Genomic DNA, 23,570 nt, shown 5'->3' with positions numbered 1-23,570 from the left:
GACCATTTGGCGTTTACTCCATGTAGTACGCAAAAAAAGGGGTGATAAATCACCCCTTAGTATTAAGTATTTATTACGCCAGCTGACGCAGCATTCTGCGCAGCGGTTCGGCGGCACCCCACAACAGCTGGTCGCCGACGGTAAAGGCGGAAAGGTATTCCGGACCCATATTTAGTTTACGCAGACGGCCTACCGGGGTAGATAATGTGCCGGTGACCGCAGCTGGGGTCAGTTCGCGCATGGTGATGTCGCGGTCGTTTGGCACCACTTTCGCCCACGCATTGTGTGATGCGAGCAGTTCTTCCACGGTCGGAATAGACACATCTTTTTTCAGTTTAATGGTGAATGCCTGGCTGTGGCAGCGCAGCGCGCCGATGCGCACGCACAGGCCATCAACCGGGATCACGGAAGCGGTGCTCAGGATTTTGTTGGTCTCTGCCTGGCCTTTCCACTCTTCGCGGGTCTGGCCGTTATCCAGCTGTTTGTCGATCCACGGGATCAGGCCACCGGCCAGCGGTACGCCGAAGTTATCCACCGGCAGTTCGCCGCTGCGGGTCAGCTGAGTCACTTTGCGTTCGATATCGAGAATAGCGGACGCCGGGTTTGCCAGCTCATCAGCAACACTGTGGTGCAGTTGGCCCATCTGGGTCAGCAGTTCGCGCATATGGCGCGCGCCGCCGCCGGAGGCCGCCTGGTAGGTCGCCACAGAGACCCACTCCACCAGATCCTGAGCAAACAGGCCGCCCAGCGACATCAGCATCAGGCTGACGGTACAGTTGCCGCCCACGAAGGTCTTCACGCCCTTGTTCAGGCCGTCGGTAATGACATCCTGGTTAACCGGGTCAAGAATAATGATGGCGTCGTCTTTCATGCGCAGCGAAGAGGCCGCGTCAATCCAGTAGCCCTGCCAGCCGCTTTCACGAAGCTTTGGATAAATTTCGTTGGTATAATCGCCGCCCTGGCAGGTGACAATAATATCCAGCGCCTTCAACGCTTCCAGATCGTAAGCATCCTGCAACGTGCCTGTGGTACCCCCAAAGGACGGTGCAGCCTGGCCGAGCTGGGAAGTGGAGAAGAAGACCGGACGGATAGCGTCGAAATCGCGCTCTTCAACCATGCGTTGCATGAGTACAGAGCCGACCATACCGCGCCAGCCGATAAAACCAACGTTTTTCATAGCATTTTTTTCCTGCAGAGGGTGTGTGATGTTTGTGCAAGCCAGTATTGAACTGGGATATGCTTCACATTACAAAATGCTGCCAAAGTCGCAAGCGAAATTAATCGATGATTGCCCGCCGATCAGAAAAAGAGCTAATCATCGGGGAAACCATACAAGTATCAGGGATAATGTACGATGAGTGAAATCATTTCCGCCGCTGTTTTATTGATCCTAATTATGGATCCACTCGGAAACCTGCCTATTTTCATGTCGGTGTTGAAACACACCGAGCCGAAGCGTCGTCGGGCCATCATGATCCGCGAGCTGCTCATCGCTCTGCTGGTGATGTTTATCTTCCTGTTTGCCGGCGAGAAAATCCTCGCGTTCCTGAACTTACGCGCTGAAACGGTCTCCATTTCCGGCGGGATTATTCTGTTCCTGATTGCCATCAAAATGATTTTCCCGAGCACCGAAGGCAACAGCAGCGGCCTGCCGGCGGGTGAAGAGCCGTTTATTGTGCCGCTGGCGATCCCACTGGTCGCCGGGCCGACCATTCTGGCGACGCTGATGCTGCTGTCGCATCAGTATCCGAACCAGATGAGCCACCTGGTGATTGCCCTGCTGATTGCCTGGGGCGGAACGTTCATCATTCTGCTGCAGTCGTCGCTGTTTTTGCGCCTGCTGGGGGAGAAAGGGGTGAATGCGCTGGAGCGGCTAATGGGGCTGATCCTGGTGATGATGGCGACACAGATGTTCCTGGATGGGATTCGGGCGTGGATGAAGGGGTGAGGGGTTGGGTTTAGGTTTAAGGGAATATACTGGCACCAGCGGTAGTTCCGTTCACTTCATGTTCCTTGCTTCTCTGTTACACCCGCACCGGTGAACGTGCCAGGGTGGCTCAATCGCCACCACCCTGGCGACCCGGGCTACCGGCAAGAAAATCGCCGCTCCGCGGTGCCCTCAGCTTATTCCCTCCGGCTATCGGGTCGGGCATAGCCTGCATCCATGCAGGCTATGCCCTCTCGGCGCGTCCATGCGCCTCGCCCCGGCCTGCGGGAAACGCTTCGGCGATTTTCAGCCGGACCTGGGTGTCGCTGTAGCTTTTTTACTTTCCTGTAATTTGGACATCGCGTTAAGTAATGTAGGCCGGGTAAGCGCAAGCGCCACCCGGCGTTTTACCGGCTCGCATAACCAGAAATTAAATCTTCAGCGGCGAAAAGAGTCAGGTAAGCAAAACACCCGCAGCGCGCCCTGGTCCGGCTGAAAATCGCTGGGGCATTGACTGGAGGCGGAGTCGAGGGCAGAGATGCGCCGAAAGAGTGTGGTAAGGGGGACAGCGGCGAGCCCCTCTGACACGTTCACGGGTGACATGGCATACAGAGCAGCATTGAACGTAAGGTGAACGGAACCACTCCCGTTGCCGCATGTTCACGCCGGGTGGCGGCTATGCCTTACCCGGCCTACGTTTCCTGCACACACAAAAAAGCCGGGTGGCGGCTACGCCTTACCCGGCCTACATCCCTGCCCACATAACCCGAAATTAAATCCCCAGCGACGAAAAGAGTCAGATAAGCAAAACACCCACAGCGGCTCCCTGGTCCGGCTGAAAATCGCTGAGGCGTTGACTGGAGGCCGGGGCGAGGCGCAGGGACGCGCCGAGAGGGGGCGACCTACAGGGATGTAGGATCGCCCCCGACCCGACAGCCGCAAGTCATAAGCCGAAGGGACCGCAACGCGGCGATTTTCCTGGCCGGGAGCCGGGGTGGTCAGGGGTGACGTGGCATACAGAGAAGCATTAAACGTAAGGTGAACGGAACCACTCCCGTTGCCGCATGTTCACGCCGGGTGGCGGCTATGCCTTACCCGGCCTACGTTTCCTGCACACACAAAAAAGCCGGGTGGCGGCTACGCCTTACCCGGCCTACGGTTTACGGTAGCTGCTAGCTCAACAACGTAAACGCAATCATCCCGACAATCGCCCCGGTCGTCCCGAGGATGGTTTCCATCATCGTCCAGGTCTTCAGCGTCTGCGCTTCCGTCGCCCCGGTAAATTTACCGAACAGCCAGAACCCCGCGTCGTTCACATGAGAGACCACAATAGATCCCCCCGCGATACAGATAGAGAGCGCCGCCATCTGCGCGCCGGAGTAGTTCAGCTGTTCAATCACCGGCATCACCAGCCCGACGGCGGTCAAACATGCCACGGTAGCGGAGCCCTGAATGATACGCACCGCTGCAGCCAGCACGAAGCAGGTCACCGCAATCGGAAGACCCATGCCGGTGAGCGCGCCGCCTAACGCCGGCCCAACGCCAGAATCCACCAGCACCTGCTTGAACACCCCGCCCGCACCGATCACCAGCAGAATAATACCCGCCGGCTGCAGCGCTGCACCGCAGATCTCCATCACGCGGTCTTTCGCCATGCCCTGGCGCATCGCCAGACCATAGATCGCTACCAGACAGGCCACCAGGATCGCCGTGAACGGGTGACCGATAAACTCAAACCATTCGTAGGCACTCGATCCCTCCGGCACAAAGCGCGCGGCGATGGTTTTGAGCCCGACCAGCACCAGCGGCAGCAGGATCAGGGCGAGGCTAAAGCCGAAGGAGGGCATTTTGTTTTCGCCCAGATGCGGCTCGGTGATGTCGTCAGGAATGTGCAACTCAACGTAACGGCTGATGAAGTTGCCCCACAGCGGACCGGCAATGAGCATGCCCGGGATTGCCGCGCACAGGCCGATGAGGATCATCCAGCCAAAGTCAGCATGCATCTGCGAGGCCAGCAGCATCGGCGCGGGGCCAGGCAGCAGGAACGCTGCGGCGGCGGCGACACCGGCAAACAGCGGAATAACAAGCTTCACAAGGTTGGTGCCGGTGTGGCGCGCCATCGAAAACGCCACGCTAATCAGCAGCACTACCGCCACTTCAAAAAACAGCGGCAGGGCGCAGATCAAACCGGCCAGACCGATGGCGTAATGCGCCCGGCTGTGACCGAACGATTTCAGCATCCTGACGGCGATCTGATCGACCGCGCCGGTTTCATGCAGGATTTTGCCAAACATTGCGCCAAGCGCGACCACAATCGCCAGGAAGCCCAGCGTGCCTCCCATCCCTTTTTCCATGGTCGCGGCGATTTTGTCGAGCGGCATGCCGGAAAAGAGACCTGCACCAATAGATACCACCATCAAAGCCACGAAGGCGTGCATACGGGCCTTCATGACCAAAAACAGCAGTAGCAGCACGGAGCCTACTGCTGTTAAAACAAGCGTTAACGTACTCAAAACTTACTGCCTTTTGTTGATGACCTCAATGGTGCTTGCAACAACACCGTCCAGCGGCTGATCGATATCCACAACCAGTACATCGCTTTCATCCGCGCCCGGCTCTTGCAGGGTTTCAAACTGCGTCACCAGCATCTGGGTCTTAAAGAAGTGCCCTTTGCGCGCTTTCAGACGGGTTTCAATCACGTCGAAATCGCCCTTCAGGTAGATAAAGGAGAGGTTAGCGTTACCTTCGCGCAGCTGGTCGCGGTAGCTCTTTTTCAGCGCAGAGCAGACGATCAGCGAGACTTTGTTGGTGCGCTGCATGGCAAACGCCGCATCGTTCAGGGCCTGCAGCCACGGTTTACGATCGTCGTCGTTCAGCGGCTCACCTGAGGCCATTTTGTTGATGTTGCTACGCGGATGGAGAAAATCACCATCAAGAAACGCAGCATGGATTTGATGTGCCACTTCGCTGGCAACGGCGGACTTACCGCTACCGGAAACGCCCATCAGGACATAAACGTGGTGATCTGGATTTGTGGTGCTCAAAGTATGTCCCTCAGTCGATTGTTACGGGTAACAGTTATCGGTAACATTGTCCTGCCGGGGCTGACGAGAAGCAATATCCAAACGTGCGCGAAGTGAATAAGTGTGAGCTAGTTCAAACTTGTCACGCTAAATAGATCCACCTGGTGACAGAGTGAAACCTAAATCTAACATTTTAGGCGACACCGCTTCACCACGAATGCGCGCCAGCAGGCGTTCCGCACCGATACGACCCATGCGTTCACGCGGCGTCAGGACGCTCGCCAGACGCGGCTCCATGACCTGGCCGATGTCGTGACCGTGGAAACCGGCAATCGCCATATCCTGCGGGATTTTCAGGCCCAGACGCTGGCATTCAAAAGCGGCGCCCACCGCGAGGTCATCGTTGGTACAGAAGATGCCATCAAGCTGCGGATATTCACGACGCGCCTGACGCATCAACTCAATGCCGGAGGTGTAGGAAGAGGACTGCTCTACCATCACACTGTAGGGCGTTAAGTTCGCGTCGAGCATCGCCTGCTCGTACCCCTTCTGTTTGATGATAGTACGTTCGTCCAGACGTGCGCCAAGATAGGCGACATGACGATGGCCGCGGGCAATGATCGCCGCCGTCATCTGCCGGGCCGCTTCGAAGTTATCGAACCCAACGGCGATATCCAGGCACGGCGACTGGCTGTCCATCAGCTCCACCACCGGAATACCCGCCACTTCGATCATCTTCAGCGTGCGTGGGGTGTGGGTGCGTTCGGTGAGGATCAGGCCGTCAATGTTCCAGGAAAGCATAGATTCCAGACGCTCCTCTTCCAGCTCCGGCTTGTAGCCGTAGTGGGCGAGCATGGTCTGATAGCCAAAGGCGTCGGTGACGCTTTCGATGCCGCGAAGCACTTCGGCGAAGACCTGGTTGGTTAAGGAGGGAAGCAGGACGCCCACCGCACGGCTGGTCGCATTGGAGAGAATATCGGGAGCACGGTTGGGGATATAACCCAGTTCATCGAGAGCAGCCGCAATCTTGCCACGTAAGGCCACGGAAACCTGTTCCGGGTTACGTAAAAAACGGCTGACCGTCATTTTGGTCACACCGACGCGATCGGCGACATCCTGAAGTACGGGGCGTTTCTTTTTCATCGTCCTGAGAAATCATGAGTGAGAGATTTTCTCAGTTTATCACGGACAAAGCGCAACCTTCCCCGTTTAAAGGGAAGGTTGCGTAATTATTTAGACCGGCGGCAGGTCGAACAGCAGGATTTCAGCGGCGCTGTCAGCATGGACAGAAATCGCCTGCTCATCCCAGATGGCCAGACCATCGCTGGTGGTCGCTTTGGTGCCGTTGATGGTCACGTCGCCTTTCACCACCTGGATCCACACTTTGCGGTTGGCGGCAATCTGGTGCACAGACTGCTCATCTTTCGCCAGCGCCCAGCGGTAAAGCTCCATATCCTGATGCACTTTCAGCGAGCCGTCACGGGCATCCGGCGACAGTACCAGCTGTTTACCCTGCTGCGCGTCAAAGCGGCGTTGCTCGTAGCGCGGGGTGATGCCTTTCGCTTCCGGAATGATCCAGATCTGGTACAGACGCAGACGGTCGGTTTTGCTTGGGTTGTATTCGGAGTGACGCACTCCGGTGCCCGCACTCATAATCTGGAACTCACCCGCCGGCACCTGCTCTTTATTACCCATGCTGTCCTGGTGCTCCACCGCCCCTTCCAGCACGTAAGTCAGGATTTCCATATCTTTGTGCGGGTGGGTACCGAAGCCCTGGCCTGCGTCAATCACGTCATCGTTAATCACGCGCAGTGCCGAGAAGCCCATAAAATTCGGGTCGTAATAATCGGCGAACGAGAAGCTGTGCCATGAGTCCAGCCAGCCATGATTTGCGTGTCCACGGTCGTTTGCTTTGCGTAAGAAAATCATTGTTTTTACCCTCAGTTCGTTTCGATGGAGTAAGTGTGGACGCAATCGACCTGGGATCATAGAGGGTGAAAATTGACTCCTCTGTTCAAAATATCTGAACAAGCACAGAGGAGTCATTCAGGCTTATCGGACAAGGGTTATCGTGGCAGGTGATGCCTGTTCGAAGGCGCGTTCAAGGATTTCCAGGTTGGTCATCACTTCAATTTCCTTGACGTAATTTGGCGCGCCGCAGGTGAGGGTCTGGTACAGCGCATCGTAGACCTGGCCATAGTCGCCGGTGCCCGGTTTGATCTCCTCTTTTACCGTCACGCCCGCGTCGTTAACGTACTCCAGCACGCCCACGGAATCGTCCGCCGCAAACCCTGGTTCACCCGGCATGATATTGGCCTTCAGGCTGGTCTCCTGCTGGTCGATACCGTACTTGATAAACGAGCCTTTGGTGCCGTGAACGATAAATTTCGGGTAGTCGATCTTCACCAGATGGCTGGTTTTGACAATCGCTTTCAGGTCGCCGTAGAACAGCTGTGCTTCAAAGGTATCGTCCGGGTTGGCTTTATTACGCAGGCTGCGGATGTCATAGGCCACGTGATCCGGGCGGCCAAACAGGCTGATTATCTGGTCCATGGTATGGACGCCAAGGCCGTAGAACGAACCATCCTGCGGCAGGCCGGGTTTGGTCTCCGCCACCGGACGGTAGTAATCGAAGTGGCTTTCGATTTCGACAATCTCGCCCAGCTTGCCGCTCTCGATGGCCTGCTTCGCGGTAAGGAAGCAGGTGTCAAAGCGACGGTTCTGATACGGCGTGACGGTCAGCCCTTTGCTGCGCGCCAGCTCGAACAGCGTTTTCGCCTCGGCCATCGTCGGAGTAAATGGCTTCTCCACCAGCACGTTTTTACCCGCTTCCAGCGCGCGTTTCGCGTACTCAAAATGGCTGTCGGCATGGGTACAGACGATCACCAGCTTCACTTCGGGATCGTTCAATACCTCGTCGAGATCGCTGGTGAAGTGAATATGGGAGTACTGCGGAGACTGCTCTTCCGGTTTCGGGTGGCGGCGGAAGATATGCGCCACATGCCAGCTGGCTTTACGGGTAAGTACATAGGGAAGGTGATAGCGGGTGGTGCTTTTGCCAAATCCAATAAATGCGCAGTGTAGTGTCATGATGTTGTTCCTGGCTAAGGTCTCTGCCTTCAACCATAGCGCAACCTGCTGGCGAATTTAACCCCATCAATCTTTTAGGCTTATTCCGGCGGGCAAACCGTGCCGTGAATATATTGCTATATCGAATCCGAAAATAACGGGCATAACCTTGACCCTGCCTCTGAATCCCAGGATAAGAAGGCAGACAAATTAACATGCTCGCGAAAGGAGTCGCGCTCATTTTCTATGGACAGAAAATACCTCGCGTTAAATAGCGCACTTCTCTTCTGGCTGCTCGCCCTGGTCGCCTGGTGCTTCAATGCCCCCTCCCTGACGTGGCTGTTCGCGGCATTAACCCTAATGGCCTTTGGTCTCCCTCTTCTATCTAATCAGGTTAACCTCATGTTTAAGAAACAAAAAAAAACCGAAACTGACAAGCAAGAAATTCTCCCTCCGGCACCGGTCATTGAAAAAGAACCCACCGCGGTGGAGAAGCATGGCACCACCGTGATCGCCAGCGATGTGCATTTTGAAGGCAATATCGTTTCCGGCGGGCACGTCTATGTTCACGGCAAGCTGAACGGCAATATCGACTCTAAAGAGAGCCTGATAAAAATCATGCGTGGGGGCTATGTAGAGGGAAACATCACCTGCCGGGAGTTGATCGTGGACGGTAAGGTCATCGGTCAGTGCAGCAGCGAGGCCATTGAAATCTGCGAAAATGGCCAGATTACCGGCACCCTGCTCTACCGGACCCTGGCGATCAAAAAAGGCGGCGTCTTTTCCGGCCAGGCGGAGGTCTTACCGGCTGTCGCGGAGAAGAACAACGTGGTGGGCATGATAAAAGAGAACCCGGCTGATATACCGGATCGCCTGCATTCGCAAAAGCTGTAAACAAAAAAAAGCCAGCGAGACGCTGGCTAAAATAATACTGGAAGCAATGTGAGCAATGTCGTGCTTTCAGGTTTCCGTCGCGGACTCCCTGAACGCAAGACAATAATAATCATTCTCATTCTCACTTGTCTACTGATTTTTTGCAAAAAATGCTTGTTGACTCACATTTCAAACTGACGGATGTTGGAAAGGAACCTAACTGACTGAGGAAGAAGGAATGAGTGAGATAGTGATACGCCACGTTGAAGCCGCCGATGCCGAAGCTTTACGCCTGCTTAATACCCATCCGGGGGTGTATCACCAGACACTACAACTTCCTCATCCGTCGATGGAGATGTGGCAGGAACGGGTAATGAAAAAGCCGGGCAGACGCCATCTGGTGGCCTGCCTGGACGGTAACGTTGTCGGTCATCTGGCGCTGGACGTGATGGAAAACCCCCGACGCAGCCACGTGGCGACCTTTGGTATCAGCGTCTCTGCCGACGTGCAGGGTCGCGGCGCGGGCAGCGCGTTGATGCGGGAGATGATCAACCTGTGCGACAACTGGCTGCGCATCGAACGTATTGAGCTGACGGTGTTTGCCGACAACGCGCCTGCCATTGCCCTGTACCGCAAGTACGGATTTGTGGTGGAAGGCACCGGGAAGCGATTCGCCCTGCGTGACGGCGAATTTGTCGATGCGCTCTATATGGCGCGGGTTAAGTGAGTATTGCCCGGTGGCGCTACGCTTACCGGGCCTACGGAACCTTGTAGGCCGGGTAAGGCGGAGCCGCCACCCGGCAAACCGTTTAATACCCGGCCGTCAAATCCCCTGGCGAGCGCGGATCCGATGCCCCGTACAGTGCGCCGTCCGGCCCGACCATAATGCTCTGGGTGCTACCCATCGCCTCTTTCACCGCCACTTTTTGTCCGCGCTGCTCCAGCAGTTTCAGCGTATCCGGGCTGAAGCCCTTCTCCACCCGCAGCTCATCCGGCAGCCACTGGTGATGGAAGCGCGGGGCGTTGGTCGCCTCGGCCACGTTCATCCCGAAATCGATGCTGTTGACTACCATCTGCAGTACGGTGGTGATAATCCGGCTGCCGCCCGGGCTGCCGGTCACCAGCCAGGTTTTGCCATCTTTCACCACAATCGTCGGCGACATTGACGACAGCGGACGCTTCTTCGGCCCTACGGCGTTGGCATCCCCGCCCACCAGCCCGTAGACGTTCGGCACGCCCGGTTTGGCGGAGAAGTCATCCATCTCGTTGTTGAGCAGAATGCCGCTGTTGCCCGCCACGATCCCGGTACCAAAGGTGGTGTTGAGGGTATAGGTCACCGCCACTGCGTTACCATCTTTATCCACCACCGAGAAGTGGGTGGTCTGGTTGCTTTCATACGGCGCCAGCTTACCGGGGCGGATCTCGCTCGACGGTCTGGCCTTGTTGATATCGATCTGATCGGCCAGGGATTTGGCGTAGGCTTTATTGGTCAGCGCCTGCCACGGCACCTTAACGAAATCCGGGTCGCCCAGATACTCCGAGCGGTCGGCGTAGGCATATTTTTCCGCCTCGGCCATCACCTGCAATGTGTCTGCACTGCCGAAACCAAACTTATGCAGATCGAAGTTTTCGAGGATGTTGAGGATCTGCACGATGTGGATCCCGCCGGAGGACGGAGGCGGCATGGAGTAGACCTGATACCCGCGGTAGTCGCCGCTAATCGGCGTGCGCTCCACCGCCTTGTACTCCGCGAGATCAGCTTTGGTGATCAGCCCGCCGTTCTTACTCATCTCTTCGGCAATCTGGTCGGCAATCGCCCCTTTATAGAAGGCGTCCGGGCCGTTCTCCGCGATCATCTCCAGGCTTTTGGCGAGGTTCGTCTGAACCAGCTTATCGCCCTTCTTCAGCGGCTCGCCCTCCTTCCAGAAGATCGCTTTGCTGTTCTCATGGTTGGGGATCACTTCGCTGCCGTAGGTTTTCAGGTCGTCGGCCAGCGCGTCGTTGACCTCAAAGCCGTCCCGCGCCAGTTTGATGGCGGGTTGCACCACCTTGTTCAGCGGCAGGGTGCCATATTTATCCAGCGCCAGCGAGAAGCCCGCAACGGTGCCCGGCGTACCGGTCGCCAGATGGGAGGTAAGCGATTTTTTACTGTCGGCATTGCCCTGGTCATCAAGGAACATATCCCGCGTGGCCTGGTTCGGCGCCATTTCGCGGAAGTCGATCGCCGTGGTGGTGCCATCTTTGGTACGCAGCATCATAAAGCCGCCACCGCCGAGGTTGCCCGCCTGCGGGTGGGTCACCGCCAGCGCATAGCCCACCGCCACCGCCGCATCCACCGCATTACCGCCCTGTTTGAGAATATCCACCCCCACCTGGGTCGCGAGGGCATCCACTGAGGAGACCATCCCTTTCTGCGCCCGCACGGGATGGAACACATCCTCTTCCACACCATAGGAGACCGGCGGTGCCGCCGGCGGATTCGCTGCCACGCAAAACGTACCGCCTGCCGTCAGGGCAGCAATCGCCACCCAGCGTAAAAACGTTGGTTTCATCATTCTTATTCTCCAGGTACAGGGACTCATGCTCCCGCTTAAGCCTGGTTCATAACTCTTAAAAAATCATCGTAATGGCGGATTCGAGATAAACTTACAGAAGGCTTCAGATGGAGGGAATGACCATGAAACGTCTCATTCTTGTGGCGGCGTTACTGCCGTTTACCGTATTCGCGCAGCCTATCAACACCCTGAATAACCCCAATCAGCCGGGCTATCAGAACCCCAGCCAGCAGCGAATGCAAAATCAGATGATGATGCAGCAGCAACAGCAAACAGGGATGCTAAACCAGCAACTGCAAACGCAAACCCGCGTTCAGCAGCAGCACCTGCAAACGCAGATGGATAACAACACCCAGCGGATTCAGCAGAGCCAGCCGGGGGTGCAGGTTCTGCCTAATACCAGCGGCGGGATGCTCAGCGGCGGCAGTGTCGACTCCGGCGGCGTGCAGCAGCAACATATGCTGCCGCAGCGGCAGAATGGCGACATGCTCAATAAGCCTTAGGGCTGAAAGTCCGGGCCGATAAGGGCAATCGCATCGGTACAGATACAATCCACGCCCCAGCGCAGCAGTTCCGCTGCTCGCTGGGGCTGATTGACGGTGTAAACCAGGATATGTAATCCGGCGTTTTTCAGTATGCTTACCCGCGCTTCATCCAGCAGGCGATGGTTCAGGTGGATGGATACGCACTCCAGTCGACTGGTCAGCTCGCGCCAGTCATCACGCCAGGCATCCAGCAATAACCCACGCGGCAATTCAGGCGCAGCAGCCTGCGCGGCTTCCAGCGCGTCAATCTCAAACGACGACAGCAGCGGTGGAGTCATTTCTGCCCACAACTCACGCGCCGCCAGCGCAATCACCTTGCCGGTGAGCGGCCCGGTGCCGGTGGTCGGTTTAATTTCGATATTGGCCATCATCCCGTGTTGACGGCAGCGGTCGGCCACCTCAGTCAGCAGTGGCAGCGGTTCGCCTTTAAACTCGCCGCTAAACCAGCTTCCGGCATCCACCTTCAGCAGATCGCGCCACGGCAGATCACCCGCCACGCCCCAGCCGTTGCTGGTGCGCTCAAGGTTATCGTCATGCAGGAGGAAGATCTCCCCGTCTTTCGACAGCTTGGCATCGAACTCGATCATGGTATGACCGTAACGCGCGCCAACGTCGATGGCCGCCAGCGTGTTTTCCGGTGCCAGTTTACCGCCGCCCCGGTGGGCGACGATGCGGGGATAAGGCCAGTTACTCATATGCGTTGTCCTGTTTCACCATCAAATAAGTGCAGATGATTTTCCGGCAGATGCAGCCATAGCGTGCTGCCCGCTTTCGGGCGCTCCTCGTGCGACATACGCACCACCAGCTTCTGCTCGCCCCAGCGTCCGTGCGCCAGGTTATCGGCCCCCAGCATCTCCAGGGTGTCCATCACCAGCGGTACGCCGCCTTCCGCCTGCGAGCTTAGCGCAATATGTTCCGGGCGGATACCCAGGGTCATCTTACGCCCGGCGTAGCCGCGATAGTACCAGTTGATCGGCAGCGCCATGCCGCTCTCCAGTTCGAAATGGGTGCCCGCGGTGCTGATGCGCCCTTCCAGCAGGTTCATCGCCGGGCTGCCGATAAAGCTCGCCACAAAGCGGCTGGCGGGCTTTTCATACACCTCCACCGGGGTGCCAATCTGCTCGGCCACACCTTTGTTCATCACCATCACCCGCTGGGCGAGGGTCATCGCCTCCACCTGATCGTGGGTAACGTACAGAGAGGTGGTGTTCAGTCGTCGGTGCAGCTGCTGCAGCTCAAGGCGCATCTGCACGCGCAGCTTGGCATCAAGGTTGGAGAGCGGTTCATCGAACAGGAACACCGCCGGGTCACGCACAATGGCGCGACCCATCGCCACGCGCTGGCGCTGGCCGCCGGAGAGCTCGCGCGGGCGGCGCTTCAGCAGGCCGTCCAGCTCCAGAATGCGCGCCGCCTCTTTGACGCGCTCGTCGATGTGGCTTTTGCCCATCCCACGAATTTTTAGCCCCCAGGCCATGTTCTCTTCCACGCTCATGTGCGGATAGAGGGCGTAGTTCTGAAACACCATCGCGATGCCGCGATCTTTGGGCTCCATCTCGGTCACGCGCTGGCGGTCAATCCAGATATCGCCCGAGGTGACGCGCTCGAGCCCCGCCACCATGCGCAGCAGGGTGGATTTGCCGCAGCCCGACGGGCCAACCATCACGATAAATTCGCCGTCCGCCACGTCGAGGGTCAGCGGCTGAATCACCTGGGTTTTGCCGTCCCAGCTTTTGGTCACTGCCTGTAATTTTAAACCTGCCATCTTATTTCTCACTGTCCACTAAACCACGCACGAACGCGCGCTGCATGGCTAAAACGATAACGACCGGGGGGATAAGGGTAAGCAGCATCGCCGCCATCACCTGGTTCCAGAGAGTGGTGCCTTCGCCGGTGGCGATCATGCCTTTGATGCCCGCCACGGCGGTGCCGAGATTAACGTCCTGGATAATCAGCAGCGGCCACAGGTACTGGTTCCAGCCGTAGATAAAGGTGATGACAAAGAGCGCCGCGAGGTTGGTTCTCGACAGCGGCAGCACGATGTCGCGGAAAAAGCGCATCGGCGAGGCGCCGTCGATCCGCGCGGCCTCAATCAGCTCGTCCGGCAGGGTCATAAAGAACTGGCGGAACAGGAAGGTGGCGGTGGCCGAGGCCATCAGCGGCAGGGTTAAGCCCGCATAGCTGTCGAGCATCCCGAGGTTGGCGATCACCTCTACCGTCGGGAAGATACGCACCTCCACCGGCAGCATCAAGGTGATGAAGATCATCCAGAAGAAGAGGTTACGCAGCGGAAAGCGGAACCAAACGATGGCAAACGCCGAGAGCATCGACACCGTGATTTTGCCCACGGTAATGCCGAATGCCATGATGAAGCTGTTCAGCATCATCAGCCAGAACGGGGCGCTGTTGACCCCCACGCCCTGGGTCCAGATGGTCGCCATGTTCTCGAAGAGATGCGAACCTGGAACCAGGGTCATTGGGGTTTCAAATATGGCGTTTCTGTCCAGCGTGGCGGCGACAAAGGCGACATACAGCGGGAACAGGATAACGACGATCCCCAGGATCAGCATGGTATGGCTGAAAATCGTCAGCCCGCGACGGTTCTCAATCATTGGTAGCGCACCTTACTTTCAACATAGCGGAACTGCACCACCGTGAGGATGATGACGAGGAACATCAGCACCACCGACTGGGCGGCAGAGGCCGAGAGATCCAGACCGGCAAAGCCTTCGCGGTAGATCTTATAGATCAGCGTGGTGGTGGCCTGCACCGGGCCGCCTGCGGTGGCGGCGTCGATCACCGGGAAGGTGTCGAAGAAGGCGTAGACCAGGTTGACCACCAGCAGGAAAAAACTCACCGGGGCGATCAGCGGCAGCGATAGCCGGAAGAAGCGGCGGATCGGGCCTGCGCCGTCAATCGCGGCGGCTTCTACCAGCGAACGCGGAATGGACTGCAGCGCGGCGAAGAAGAAGAGGAAGTTGTAGCTGATCTGCTTCCACACCGAGGCGAAAACCACCAGGAACATCGCCTGGCCGCTGTGCTGGGCGTGGTTCCAGTCATAGCCTAACTCTGCCAGAAAATGGGTGATGAGCCCGCGCCCGGGGTTAAATAGAAAGATCCACAGCACCGCGGCGACGGCAGGAGCCACGGCGTAAGGCAGCAGCATCAACGTCTGATACAAGCGGCTGCCGCGCACCACGTAATCCACCAGCGCGGCAAAGAAGAGCGAGGCGAGAAGACCGCTCACCGTCACCAGGGCGCTGAATTTGATCGTCGTCCAGAAGGCGTCGATGTAGTAGCTGTCGTGCCACAGGGCGGCGAAGTTATCCAGGCCAACAAACTGGCTGGAGAGCCCGAACGGATCGACGCTCTGCACCGAGTACCACAGCGCTTCGCCCGCAGGCCAGATAAAGAAGATAACGGTGATGACCAGTTGCGGTGCGACCAGCAGGTACGGCAGCCAACGGGAGCGAAACACCGGACGGGATGAGGACATGAGGGTTGTGTTCCTGAACAGCGCCGGGTGGCGGCTACGCCTTACCCGGCCTACGGTCTTCCAGGCCCGGATCGCTACGCGTCACCGGGCATTTCACATTACGATTTGGTCGACTGCTCGAAGCGGCGCAGCAGCTGGTTTCCGCGCTCGACTGCCGCATCCAGCGCCTGCTGAGGGGTTTTCTTGCCGGTCCAGACGCTTTCCAGCTCTTCATCCACGACGGTACGGATCTGCGGCATGTTGCCCAGACGCAGCCCTTTGGTGTACGGCAACGGTGGCTTGTTCAGCATCTGACGCGTGGCGATGTCTGCCCCTGGGTTCTTGTCATAGAAGCCCTGTTCGCGGGTCAGGTCATAGGCGGCTTTGGTGATCGGCAGGTAGCCGGTCTTCTGGTGCCATTCGGCGGCGTTTTCCGGCTTCGCCAGGAAGTCGAGGAACTCCGCCACGCCCTTGTAGGTGTCCTTATCTTTACCCTGCATCACCCACAGGCTGGCCCCGCCGATAATGGCGTTCTGCGGCGCGCCTTTCGAGTCGGCGTCGTATGGCATCATCCCCACGCCGTAGTTGAATTTAGCGTAGTGACGGATATCCGCCAGCGAGCCGGACGAAGCGGTGGTGATGGCGCAGTCGCCGCTGTAGAACTTCTCGGTGGATTCGTCTTTACGTCCGAAGTAGCTGAAATCGCCCTTCTTGTTCAGATCGGCAAGCAGGGCAATGTGCTTCACCTGCTCCGGCTTGTTGAATTCCAGCACCGCGTTGGTGCCGTTGAAACCGTTGTTCTCGGTGGCTACCGGCTGGCCGTGCCAGGCGCTGAAGTTCTCGATCTGGATCCAGCCCTGCCAGCCGCTGGCGTAGCCGCACTTCATGCCGGCCGCTTTCAGTTTGGCGGTGTACTCCGCCAGATCCTGCCAGGTTTTCGGCGGCTGCTCTGGATCTAAACCGGCTTTCTTAAAGGCGTCTTTGTTGTAGTACAGCACCGGGGTGGAGCTGTTAAACGGCTGGGAGAGCAGATGACCGGATTTAGAATCGGTGTAATAGCCCGCCACGGTTGGCACGAACTGCGATTCATCGAAGTTAATGCCCGCCTCTTTAAACACCTCATAGACCGGCTTGATGGCTTTGGAGGCCATCATGGTGGCCGTGCCCACCTCATAGACCTGCAGCAGCGCCGGGGCGTTACCGGTACGGAACGCGGCAATGCCCGCGCTCAGGCTCTGCTCATAGTTGCCTTTGTACACCGGCACAATTTTATAATCCGGGTGGCTGTCGTTGAAACGCTGCGCCAGGGAGTCAACCTCTTTACCCAACTCCCCTTCCATGGAATGCCAGAACGGAATAGTGGTGACGGCCATTGCGTTAGCCGCAAAAGCCAGACCCATTGCCAGACCCAAAGCTGTGTGTCGTAACGATGTCATTGTCATCTCTCTTATTGTGCCGGATGCGCGATATCACGCGTTTTGTGCTCGCGAGGTAACATGACATGCTCGAATTACAGAAAAATAACCGTTTGTTTACAGAGATATGACAACAGGGCGTCAGGGGGATGATGATTGTGTGAAGGGGTATATGTAAAAAAAGCCGGGTGGCGGCTTCGCCTTACCCGGCCTACTCGATCCCGTAGGCCCGGTAAGCGTAAGCGCCACCGGGCAATACAGACGGCTCAGCCGCCTAAATACGCGCTCCGCACCGCCTCGTTCGCCAGCAGGGCATCGCCGGTATCCTCAAGCACTACCCGACCGTTCTCCAGCACGTAGCCGCGATCCGCGAGCTTCAGCGCCTGGTTGGCGTTCTGCTCCACGAGGAAGATGGTCATCCCTTCGCTGCGCAACTGCTCGATGGTGTCGAAGATCTGCTGAATGATGATTGGCGCCAGCCCGAGCGAGGGTTCGTCGAGCAGCAGCAGGCGCGGCTGGCTCATCAGCGCGCGACCAATCGCCAGCATCTGCTGTTCCCCGCCGGACATGGTGCCCGCCCGCTGAATACGGCGTTCAAACAGGCGCGGGAAGAGGTCATACACGCGCTTGATGCGGGTCTGGAACTGTTCGCGCTCGGCAAAGAAGCCACCCATCGCCAGGTTCTCTTCTACCGTCATGCGGGAGAAGACGCGCCGTCCTTCCGGAACAATCGCCACCGCTTCACGCATGATTTTTGCGGTCTGCCAGTCGGTGATGTCTTTACCGTCAAAGACGATACGCCCGCTGGTGGCGCGCGGGTCGCCGCACAGGGTGCCGAGCAGGGTGGTTTTCCCCGCGCCGTTGGCACCAATCAGGGTGACGATTTCGCCCTGATTGATGTGCAGACTGACGTCGTGCAGGGCCTGGATCTTGCCGTAGTGGGCATTAACCTTGTCAAAAGATAACATCGCTTTTTCCATCTTATGCCTCACCCAGGTAAGCGCGGATCACGTCCGGGTTGTTGCGGATCTCTTCCGGCGTGCCGTTCGCCAGCGGCGTCCCCTGGTTCACCACGTAAATACGATCCGAAATGCCCATCACCAGCTTCATATCATGCTCAATCAGCAGGATGGTGGTGTCGTGATGGTTACGCAGCTCGACAATCAACTCATCCAGCTCTTTGGTCTCTTTCGGATTAAGCCCTGCCGCCGGTTCATCGAGCATCAGGATCTCCGGCTGGGTTACCATGCAGCGGATAATCTCCAGACGACGCTGATCGCCGTAAGCGAGGTTGCTTGCCTGGCGGTTAGCATGCTGGAGCAGGCCGATACGATCGAGCCAGGTGGCGGCGCGATCTAATGCTTCGTCCTGGGCACGGCGAAACGCCGGGGTTTTCAGCAGGCCGGAGAAGAGCCCGGTTTTTAACTGCTGATGCTGGGCTACCAGCAGGTTTTCAATCACCGTCATCTCGCGGAACAGACGCACGTGCTGGAAGGTACGCACCACGCCCATGCGGGCAATCTGCTGGCCCGGCAGCCCTTCCAGGTGCTGGTCGCGCAGCATGATGGTGCCGCCCGTCGGCTTGTAGAAACCGGTCAGGCAGTTAAAGACCGTGGTCTTACCGGCACCGTTCGGGCCGATCAGCGACACAATCTCTTTTTGATGCAGATCCAAAGAGACATTGTTGACCGCCAGCAGGCCGCCAAAACGCATCATCAGGCCGTTAACGGATAATAATGGCTGACTCATGCCTGCTCTCCTTTTGTCTGCCCGTTCTTCAGCTTCAGCTGCGGACGGGTCATCGGCAGCAGACCCTGCGGACGCCAGATCATCATCAGCACCATCAAACCACCCAGCATCAGCATGCTGTATTCGTTAAAGTCGCGCATCAGCTCACGGGAGACCACCAGCAGGATGGCTGCGAGAATCACCGCGAACTGCGAGCCCATCCCGCCCAGCACCACAATCGCCAGCACGAAGGCGGATTCCGCAAAGGTGAACGATTCCGGACTGACGAAGCCCTGACGCGCGGCAAACAGCGTTCCGGCAAAACCGGCAAACGCGGCGCTGATGGTAAAGGCAGTCAGCTTGATGCGGGTCGGGTTCAGGCCCAGGGAGCGGCAGGCGATCTCATCTTCACGCAGCGCTTCCCATGCACGCCCCAGCGGCATACGCAGCAGACGGTTAATCACGAACAGGGTGAGCACCACCAGCAGCAGCGCCACCAGATAGAGCCAGATCACGCGGTCGGACGGGTCGTACTTCACGCCGAAGAAGTTGCTGAAGGTGTCCCAGCCGCCTTCACGGGCGGAACGGCTGAACTCCAGGCCGAAGAAGGTCGGTTTCGGGATCTGGCTGATACCGTTCGGGCCGCCGGTTACTTCGGTATTATTGAGCAGCAGGATACGGACGATTTCGCCGAAGCCCAAGGTCACAATCGCCAGATAGTCACCGCGCAGGCGCAGCACCGGGAAGCCAAGCAGGAAACCGGCGGCAGCAGAGACCAGCCCCGCCAGCGGCAGACAGGTCCAGAAGCCGAGGCCGTAATAGTGGTTCAGCAGGGCGAAGGTGTAAGCGCCGATGGCGTAGAAACCGCCGTAGCCCAATACCAGCAGGCCGGAAAGCCCCACCACCACGTTCAGACCGAGGCCGAGGATCACATAAATCATGGTCAGGGTGGCGATATCCACCGTGCCGCGTGAGACCACTAACGGCCACGCCACGGCCGCCACCAGCAGCGCCACAAGGAACAGCTTCTGTTTGACGGTTGAGCCGTCGATAGCTGGCAGGACAAACTTCGGCCCGGAGACGCTTTTCAACGTCTTCTGGAAAACCGGACGCAGCAGCTGGAAGAAGAAGACCACCGCGGTGCCAACAAAGACCCACTGCCAGCGGATATCCGACGCGGAATCCACCACCAGCTTAGTGCCGCTCAGCTCCAGCTGAACGCCCATAAAGACCGCCGCCAGCACGAAGAACATCGCCGCAGAGAGCAGTGCCATAGCAAAATGCATCGGTTTCATACTTTCTCTACCTCCGGACGACCCAGAATACCGGTAGGCATGACCAGCAGAACCAGAATCAGCAGGGCAAACGACACCACATCTTTATATTCGGTACTCAGATAGGCCGAGGAGAGCGCTTCGGCCACGCCCAGGATCAGGCCGCCTATCATCGCGCCCGGAATACTGCCGATACCGCCCAGTACCGCCGCGGTGAAGGCTTTCATCCCGGCCATAAAGCCGATGTACGGGTTGATAACGCCGTAGAACTGGCCGAGCAGAACACCGGCCACCGCCGCCATCGCCGCACCAATCACGAAGGTCAGGGCAATCACGCGGTCGGTGTTGATTCCGAGCAGGCTCGCCATTTTCAGGTCTTCGGCACAGGCGCGGCAGGCGCGACCCATGCGGGAGTAGCGGATAAACAGCGTCAGGGCCAGCATCGCAATAAAGGTCACAACCCAGATCACCAGCTGCATGGTGGTGATGGAGGCGGAGAAGTTCTCGCTGGCACCGACAATCCACTGGCCGTTAAAAAGGCTTGGCAGCGCTACGTCGCGCGACCCTTCGGTGAGGCTGACGTAGTTTTGCAGGAAGATGGACATACCAATCGCGGAGATCAGCGCAATCAGACGCTTGGAGCTACGTACCGGGCGATAGGCCACCCGTTCGATACTCCAGCCGTAGGCGCTGGCAATGACAATCGCCCCGACAAATCCGGCGGCCACCAGCAGCCAGCTGCTGTCGATGCCCATCATCATCAGCGCGGCGATAATCATAAAGGAGACATAGCTGCCGATCATGTACACCTCGCCGTGGGCGAAGTTGATCATGCCGATAATGCCGTACACCATCGTGTAACCGATGGCGATCAGTGCATAGGTGCTTCCCAGCGTGACGCCGTTAAACATCTGCTGCAGAAAATAGAGAAACTGCTCGGACATAAGGTAACCTTTCTATTCCCGCCCGGTCCTGCCGGGCGGTGGGATAATTATTTGGCGGCCGAGGATGAACCGTCGGCGTGCCACTTAAAGACACCAAACTCAAATCCCTTCAGATCGCCTTTCTCATCCCAGTTCAGCGGCCCAATCACGGTGTTAGCCCCGTGTGCTTTTAAATCTTTAATCAGATCCTGCGGCGCTTTGCTGCCGGTACGATCCATGGCGGTAGCCAGAGACTGTACGGCGGCATAGGTGATCCAGACGTACGGACCACTCGCGTCTTTCTTCTCGGCTTTCAGAGCGCTAACGATAGCGCTGTTCGCCGGATCCTGGTCATAGCGTTTTGGCATCGTCACCAGCATGCCTTCGCCCGCATCGCCTGCAATGTTCGACAGGGAGGCGTTACCTACCCCTTCCGGCCCCATAAACTGGGTTTTCAGACCGATAGCGCGCGCCTGGCGCAGCATCTGCCCCATTTCCGGGTAGTACCCACCGTAGTAGACGAAATCGATGTTCTCTTTTTGCAGACGCGCCAGCAGTGCGGAGAAGTCTTTTTCGCCTGCGGTGATGCCGTCAAAGAAGACCACGTTGGCACCGCCTTTTTTCAGGCCATCCTGTACAGAGCGGGCCAGCCCTTCGCCGTACTGCTGCTTATCATGGATGATGGCGATACGCTGCGGCTTCACGCTCTCAAGAATGTACTTCGCCGCGGTCGGCCCCTGTGAAGAGTCGAGCCCTGCGGTACGCATGATGTACTGATAGCCGCGCTGGGTCAGTTCAGGATTAGTGGCGCCCGGCGTGATCATCAGAATGCCTTCATCCTCGTAGATATCGGAGGCAGGCTGGGTGGAGGAAGAGCAGAGATGGCCAATCACATACTGAATACCATCGTTCACAATTTTGTTGGCAACGGCCACGGCTTGTTTCGGGTCGCAGGCATCGTCATATTCCACACCGACCAGTTTGTCGCCTTTTATGCCGCCTTTGGCGTTGATGTCTTTAATTGCCTGGCGCGCGCCGTTGAACTCCATATCACCCCACTGGGCAACCGGACCGGACAATGCACCTACCACCGCAACTTTAATATCCTCCGCCATGGCCGCCTGCGAAACTGCCAGTGCAACCATTCCCGCGATCAATGTTTTCGCGTTCCTTTTCATTGGTGAATCCCCATTCGTGACGTGATGTATATATTTTGTTTTATTATGGTTAAAAAGCATTCTGTACTTTTATTAAACAACGCAACTTTTGCTATTGCCTTTAATGGTTTAGCACAGTTTTTTCACAAAAATCAGAGTAAAATCTCTATATTTCAGGTGATTAAGCAAAGATAATATTCTGAAATCAGGCAGAGATAAACAACTAAAAGTAGAGTTTGCAGCATAAAATAACGGTACAAAGAGCGGAATAAAACGCTGCCTTTTAGGTTAATATTCTGCTTATTTTTCGATCCCTGCGTTTTCTGGCTGTACATTTGGCTGCCAAAAAAGTAATCACCTAAAGAATGGATTGAAAAAGGAGAAGCCGTCAGCAGGATAAATTGAGTACACTGCCTGTACTTTTTTTACGTGGATAAGCTGCTAATGAAACTGACTATCGTCCGTCTGGTGACCTTTAGCGACCAGGATCGTATCGATCTTGGCAAAATCTGGCCGGAATACTCCCCCGCCTCCCTCACCGTTGATGATACCCATCGAATTTATGCTGCGCGCTTTAACGAGCGGCTGTTAGGCGCGGTGCGCGTCACGCTGAGCGGGACGGAAGGCGCGCTGGACTCCCTGCGCGTGCGTGAAGTCACGCGTCGTCGCGGCGTAGGGCAATATCTGGTTGAAGAGGTGATGCGCGATAACCCGAGCGTGGCCTCGTGGTGGATGGCGGACGTGGGCGTCGAAGACCGCGGCGTGATGGCGGCCTTTATGCAGGCGCTGGGGTTTGTGGCGCAGCAGGACGGATGGGTCCACCACGGGCAGGAATAAGCCTGCGGCTTAATTGTATTTAATAAACTCGGTGGCGAATTTAAACCGGTTATAGCGGTGAGTGGCGACCGAGTATTCAAACAGCTTGCCGTTATCTAAATAGGCGGTCTGCTCAACGTGGATAACCACCTCCGGCTCTGCCAGCTGCAATAGCTGGCTTTGCTGCTCATCTGCTATGGAGGCGGTGATCATCATGTGGCTGCTGTGGATCTGATAGCCCAGCGCGTCGGTAATATAGCTGTATATGGAGTCCGCCACGTTGGCATAGTTGAGGCCAGGAATAACGTTCACCGGCATAAATGTTTTTTCGATAATGGCCGGCACGTCGTTAATAACCCTGACGCGAAGGATCGAATAGACCATCTCATCGCCGCCAAGCTGGAGTTTTTCCTGCACGTCGGTCGGGGCGGGAATGGCGGAAAAAGCAATTACTCGCGTTGTTATTGTCTCGCCTGATTCATCACAGCGCGCTTTGGTGCCCTTCAGATGGCTATTAATTGACGAGGTATTAAACGGTAATTTAACAAAAGAGCCGAGACCTCTTTTTCTGACGACCAGCCCCTCTTTAACCAGAATATCCAGCGCCTTGGTAATAGTCAGTTCGCTACAATCAAAAAGCAGCGCGAATTTCTTTCCTTCCGGCAGCTGGCTATTCTGGGCGTAGTAGCCAGAAAGTATTCTTTTTTTAATCTCTTTATATATAGCAAGATACTTCGGCATTCTGACCACAATACAGACCTATAAACATAGGCCTGTTATACTATAAATACAG

The 23,570-nt window shown here is 57.1% G+C and carries 23 protein-coding genes; 5 read left to right on the top strand and 18 right to left on the bottom strand.

Annotated features, from left to right (window positions below; genetic code table 11):
- Window positions 1-73: 73 nt before the first annotated feature.
- Window positions 74-1,177 carry an aspartate-semialdehyde dehydrogenase gene (gene asd, locus DVA44_RS01570; RefSeq protein ID WP_114385601.1) on the bottom strand — a complete coding sequence of 368 codons (1,104 nt, stop codon included), beginning with the start codon at window positions 1,175-1,177 and terminating at the stop codon, window positions 74-76.
- A 177-nt stretch (window positions 1,178-1,354) separates the two neighbouring features.
- Between asd and yhgN the strand changes: the two genes are divergently transcribed.
- The gene (gene yhgN / locus DVA44_RS01565) at window positions 1,355-1,948 is read left to right on the top strand and encodes an NAAT family transporter YhgN (protein WP_103177338.1); all 594 of its coding nucleotides are present in this window, start codon (window positions 1,355-1,357) and stop codon (window positions 1,946-1,948) included.
- Window positions 1,949-3,099: 1,151 nt separating this feature from the next.
- Here yhgN and gntU read toward each other — a convergent pair.
- The 5 genes from gntU to DVA44_RS01535 all read right to left on the bottom strand — a co-directional run bounded on the left by gntU (window position 3,100) and on the right by DVA44_RS01535 (window position 8,040).
- Complete coding sequence (gene gntU, locus DVA44_RS01555; protein WP_103824782.1) at window positions 3,100-4,440, bottom strand: gluconate transporter; 1,341 nt, start codon at window positions 4,438-4,440, stop codon at window positions 3,100-3,102.
- Between the two features lie 3 nt (window positions 4,441-4,443).
- Window positions 4,444-4,971: a gluconokinase gene (gntK, locus tag DVA44_RS01550; protein ID WP_103824781.1), complete on the bottom strand. Its 528-nt coding sequence runs from the start codon at window positions 4,969-4,971 to the stop codon at window positions 4,444-4,446.
- A gap of 126 nt (window positions 4,972-5,097) precedes the next feature.
- The gene (gene gntR / locus DVA44_RS01545) at window positions 5,098-6,093 is read right to left on the bottom strand and encodes a gluconate operon transcriptional repressor GntR (RefSeq protein ID WP_103177342.1); all 996 of its coding nucleotides are present in this window, start codon (window positions 6,091-6,093) and stop codon (window positions 5,098-5,100) included.
- A gap of 90 nt (window positions 6,094-6,183) precedes the next feature.
- Window positions 6,184-6,879: a pirin family protein gene (locus DVA44_RS01540; protein WP_103824780.1), complete on the bottom strand. Its 696-nt coding sequence runs from the start codon at window positions 6,877-6,879 to the stop codon at window positions 6,184-6,186.
- A gap of 123 nt (window positions 6,880-7,002) precedes the next feature.
- Entirely contained in the window at window positions 7,003-8,040 is a 1,038-nt protein-coding gene (locus tag DVA44_RS01535; RefSeq protein WP_114385600.1) for an oxidoreductase, read from the bottom strand.
- Window positions 8,041-8,265: 225 nt separating this feature from the next.
- Between DVA44_RS01535 and DVA44_RS01530 the strand changes: the two genes are divergently transcribed.
- Both DVA44_RS01530 and yhhY read left to right on the top strand, forming a co-directional pair.
- A complete protein-coding gene (locus DVA44_RS01530; protein WP_114385599.1) occupies window positions 8,266-8,913 on the top strand; it encodes a polymer-forming cytoskeletal protein in 648 nt (215 codons plus the stop codon).
- A 217-nt stretch (window positions 8,914-9,130) separates the two neighbouring features.
- Window positions 9,131-9,619, top strand: coding sequence for an N-acetyltransferase (gene yhhY, locus DVA44_RS01525; protein WP_103824777.1), 489 nt, complete (start codon window positions 9,131-9,133; stop codon window positions 9,617-9,619).
- A gap of 82 nt (window positions 9,620-9,701) precedes the next feature.
- Here the strand turns inward: yhhY and ggt are convergent, their stop codons facing one another.
- A complete protein-coding gene (ggt, locus tag DVA44_RS01520; RefSeq protein WP_168194445.1) occupies window positions 9,702-11,447 on the bottom strand; it encodes a gamma-glutamyltransferase in 1,746 nt (581 codons plus the stop codon).
- Between the two features lie 122 nt (window positions 11,448-11,569).
- Between ggt and DVA44_RS01515 the strand changes: the two genes are divergently transcribed.
- Window positions 11,570-11,950 carry a DUF2756 family protein gene (locus DVA44_RS01515; protein ID WP_114317172.1) on the top strand — a complete coding sequence of 127 codons (381 nt, stop codon included), beginning with the start codon at window positions 11,570-11,572 and terminating at the stop codon, window positions 11,948-11,950.
- On the opposite strand, the gene ugpQ is transcribed toward DVA44_RS01515, so the two are convergent.
- The 10 genes from ugpQ to livK form a co-directional block, all read right to left on the bottom strand.
- Window positions 11,947-12,687, bottom strand: a complete 741-nt coding sequence (gene ugpQ / locus DVA44_RS01510) for a glycerophosphodiester phosphodiesterase (RefSeq protein WP_114385598.1) — start codon at window positions 12,685-12,687, stop codon at window positions 11,947-11,949. The two genes, DVA44_RS01515 and ugpQ, sit on opposite strands and share 4 nt — an antisense overlap.
- Complete coding sequence (locus DVA44_RS01505) at window positions 12,684-13,754, bottom strand: sn-glycerol-3-phosphate import ATP-binding protein UgpC (protein WP_103177348.1); 1,071 nt, start codon at window positions 13,752-13,754, stop codon at window positions 12,684-12,686. Before DVA44_RS01505 ends, ugpQ begins: the two co-directional genes overlap by 4 nt.
- Window position 13,755: 1 nt before the next feature.
- Entirely contained in the window at window positions 13,756-14,601 is an 846-nt protein-coding gene (gene ugpE, locus DVA44_RS01500; RefSeq protein ID WP_114316496.1) for a sn-glycerol-3-phosphate ABC transporter permease UgpE, read from the bottom strand.
- Window positions 14,598-15,485, bottom strand: a complete 888-nt coding sequence (gene ugpA / locus DVA44_RS01495) for a sn-glycerol-3-phosphate ABC transporter permease UgpA (RefSeq protein WP_114385597.1) — start codon at window positions 15,483-15,485, stop codon at window positions 14,598-14,600. The genes ugpE and ugpA overlap by 4 nt, the downstream gene beginning before the upstream one ends.
- Window positions 15,486-15,583: 98 nt before the next feature.
- Window positions 15,584-16,900, bottom strand: a complete 1,317-nt coding sequence (gene ugpB, locus DVA44_RS01490) for a sn-glycerol-3-phosphate ABC transporter substrate-binding protein UgpB (RefSeq protein ID WP_114385596.1) — start codon at window positions 16,898-16,900, stop codon at window positions 15,584-15,586.
- Window positions 16,901-17,145: 245 nt separating this feature from the next.
- On the bottom strand, window positions 17,146-17,859 hold the full coding sequence (gene livF, locus DVA44_RS01485) for a high-affinity branched-chain amino acid ABC transporter ATP-binding protein LivF (protein ID WP_103177352.1): 714 nt from the start codon (window positions 17,857-17,859) through the stop codon (window positions 17,146-17,148).
- 1 nt (window position 17,860) lies between these two features.
- A complete protein-coding gene (gene livG, locus DVA44_RS01480) occupies window positions 17,861-18,628 on the bottom strand; it encodes a high-affinity branched-chain amino acid ABC transporter ATP-binding protein LivG (RefSeq protein WP_039032512.1) in 768 nt (255 codons plus the stop codon).
- Window positions 18,625-19,902, bottom strand: a complete 1,278-nt coding sequence (locus DVA44_RS01475; protein ID WP_114385595.1) for a high-affinity branched-chain amino acid ABC transporter permease LivM — start codon at window positions 19,900-19,902, stop codon at window positions 18,625-18,627. The genes livG and DVA44_RS01475 overlap by 4 nt, the downstream gene beginning before the upstream one ends.
- Entirely contained in the window at window positions 19,899-20,825 is a 927-nt protein-coding gene (livH, locus tag DVA44_RS01470) for a high-affinity branched-chain amino acid ABC transporter permease LivH (RefSeq protein ID WP_013099131.1), read from the bottom strand. Before livH ends, DVA44_RS01475 begins: the two co-directional genes overlap by 4 nt.
- A 47-nt stretch (window positions 20,826-20,872) precedes the next feature.
- Window positions 20,873-21,982, bottom strand: coding sequence for a high-affinity branched-chain amino acid ABC transporter substrate-binding protein LivK (gene livK, locus DVA44_RS01465; protein WP_114385594.1), 1,110 nt, complete (start codon window positions 21,980-21,982; stop codon window positions 20,873-20,875).
- Between the two features lie 423 nt (window positions 21,983-22,405).
- On the opposite strand from livK, the gene panM reads away from it, so the two are divergent.
- Window positions 22,406-22,798, top strand: coding sequence for an aspartate 1-decarboxylase autocleavage activator PanM (gene panM / locus DVA44_RS01460; protein WP_103824769.1), 393 nt, complete (start codon window positions 22,406-22,408; stop codon window positions 22,796-22,798).
- 9 nt (window positions 22,799-22,807) lie between these two features.
- On the opposite strand, the gene DVA44_RS01455 is transcribed toward panM, so the two are convergent.
- Complete coding sequence (locus tag DVA44_RS01455; protein WP_114385593.1) at window positions 22,808-23,518, bottom strand: GntR family transcriptional regulator; 711 nt, start codon at window positions 23,516-23,518, stop codon at window positions 22,808-22,810.
- Window positions 23,519-23,570 lie beyond the last annotated feature (52 nt).

The sequence above is a fragment of the Leclercia sp. W17 genome, from assembly GCF_003336325.1.
Lineage (GTDB): Bacteria > Pseudomonadota > Gammaproteobacteria > Enterobacterales > Enterobacteriaceae > Enterobacter.
Note: the sequence above shows the minus strand (reverse complement) of the source record. Positions and strands in the feature narration are given on the sequence as shown.

What these genes read in the sequence shown, in the direction of transcription:
- asd (WP_114385601.1), bottom strand. Translation starts at nt 1,177, where the DNA reads ATGAAAAACGTTGGTTTTATCGGCTGGCGCGGTATGGTCGGCTCTGTA.
- yhgN (WP_103177338.1), top strand. Translation starts at nt 1,355, where the DNA reads ATGAGTGAAATCATTTCCGCCGCTGTTTTATTGATCCTAATTATGGAT.
- gntR (WP_103177342.1), bottom strand. Translation starts at nt 6,093, where the DNA reads ATGAAAAAGAAACGCCCCGTACTTCAGGATGTCGCCGATCGCGTCGGT.
- DVA44_RS01540 (WP_103824780.1), bottom strand. Translation starts at nt 6,879, where the DNA reads ATGATTTTCTTACGCAAAGCAAACGACCGTGGACACGCAAATCATGGC.
- DVA44_RS01535 (WP_114385600.1), bottom strand. Translation starts at nt 8,040, where the DNA reads ATGACACTACACTGCGCATTTATTGGATTTGGCAAAAGCACCACCCGC.
- DVA44_RS01530 (WP_114385599.1), top strand. Translation starts at nt 8,266, where the DNA reads ATGGACAGAAAATACCTCGCGTTAAATAGCGCACTTCTCTTCTGGCTG.
- yhhY (WP_103824777.1), top strand. Translation starts at nt 9,131, where the DNA reads ATGAGTGAGATAGTGATACGCCACGTTGAAGCCGCCGATGCCGAAGCT.
- ggt (WP_168194445.1), bottom strand. Translation starts at nt 11,447, where the DNA reads ATGATGAAACCAACGTTTTTACGCTGGGTGGCGATTGCTGCCCTGACG.
- DVA44_RS01515 (WP_114317172.1), top strand. Translation starts at nt 11,570, where the DNA reads ATGAAACGTCTCATTCTTGTGGCGGCGTTACTGCCGTTTACCGTATTC.
- ugpQ (WP_114385598.1), bottom strand. Translation starts at nt 12,687, where the DNA reads ATGAGTAACTGGCCTTATCCCCGCATCGTCGCCCACCGGGGCGGCGGT.
- DVA44_RS01505 (WP_103177348.1), bottom strand. Translation starts at nt 13,754, where the DNA reads ATGGCAGGTTTAAAATTACAGGCAGTGACCAAAAGCTGGGACGGCAAA.
- ugpE (WP_114316496.1), bottom strand. Translation starts at nt 14,601, where the DNA reads ATGATTGAGAACCGTCGCGGGCTGACGATTTTCAGCCATACCATGCTG.
- ugpA (WP_114385597.1), bottom strand. Translation starts at nt 15,485, where the DNA reads ATGTCCTCATCCCGTCCGGTGTTTCGCTCCCGTTGGCTGCCGTACCTG.
- ugpB (WP_114385596.1), bottom strand. Translation starts at nt 16,900, where the DNA reads ATGACATCGTTACGACACACAGCTTTGGGTCTGGCAATGGGTCTGGCT.
- livF (WP_103177352.1), bottom strand. Translation starts at nt 17,859, where the DNA reads ATGGAAAAAGCGATGTTATCTTTTGACAAGGTTAATGCCCACTACGGC.
- livG (WP_039032512.1), bottom strand. Translation starts at nt 18,628, where the DNA reads ATGAGTCAGCCATTATTATCCGTTAACGGCCTGATGATGCGTTTTGGC.
- DVA44_RS01475 (WP_114385595.1), bottom strand. Translation starts at nt 19,902, where the DNA reads ATGAAACCGATGCATTTTGCTATGGCACTGCTCTCTGCGGCGATGTTC.
- livH (WP_013099131.1), bottom strand. Translation starts at nt 20,825, where the DNA reads ATGTCCGAGCAGTTTCTCTATTTTCTGCAGCAGATGTTTAACGGCGTC.
- livK (WP_114385594.1), bottom strand. Translation starts at nt 21,982, where the DNA reads ATGAAAAGGAACGCGAAAACATTGATCGCGGGAATGGTTGCACTGGCA.
- panM (WP_103824769.1), top strand. Translation starts at nt 22,406, where the DNA reads ATGAAACTGACTATCGTCCGTCTGGTGACCTTTAGCGACCAGGATCGT.
- DVA44_RS01455 (WP_114385593.1), bottom strand. Translation starts at nt 23,518, where the DNA reads ATGCCGAAGTATCTTGCTATATATAAAGAGATTAAAAAAAGAATACTT.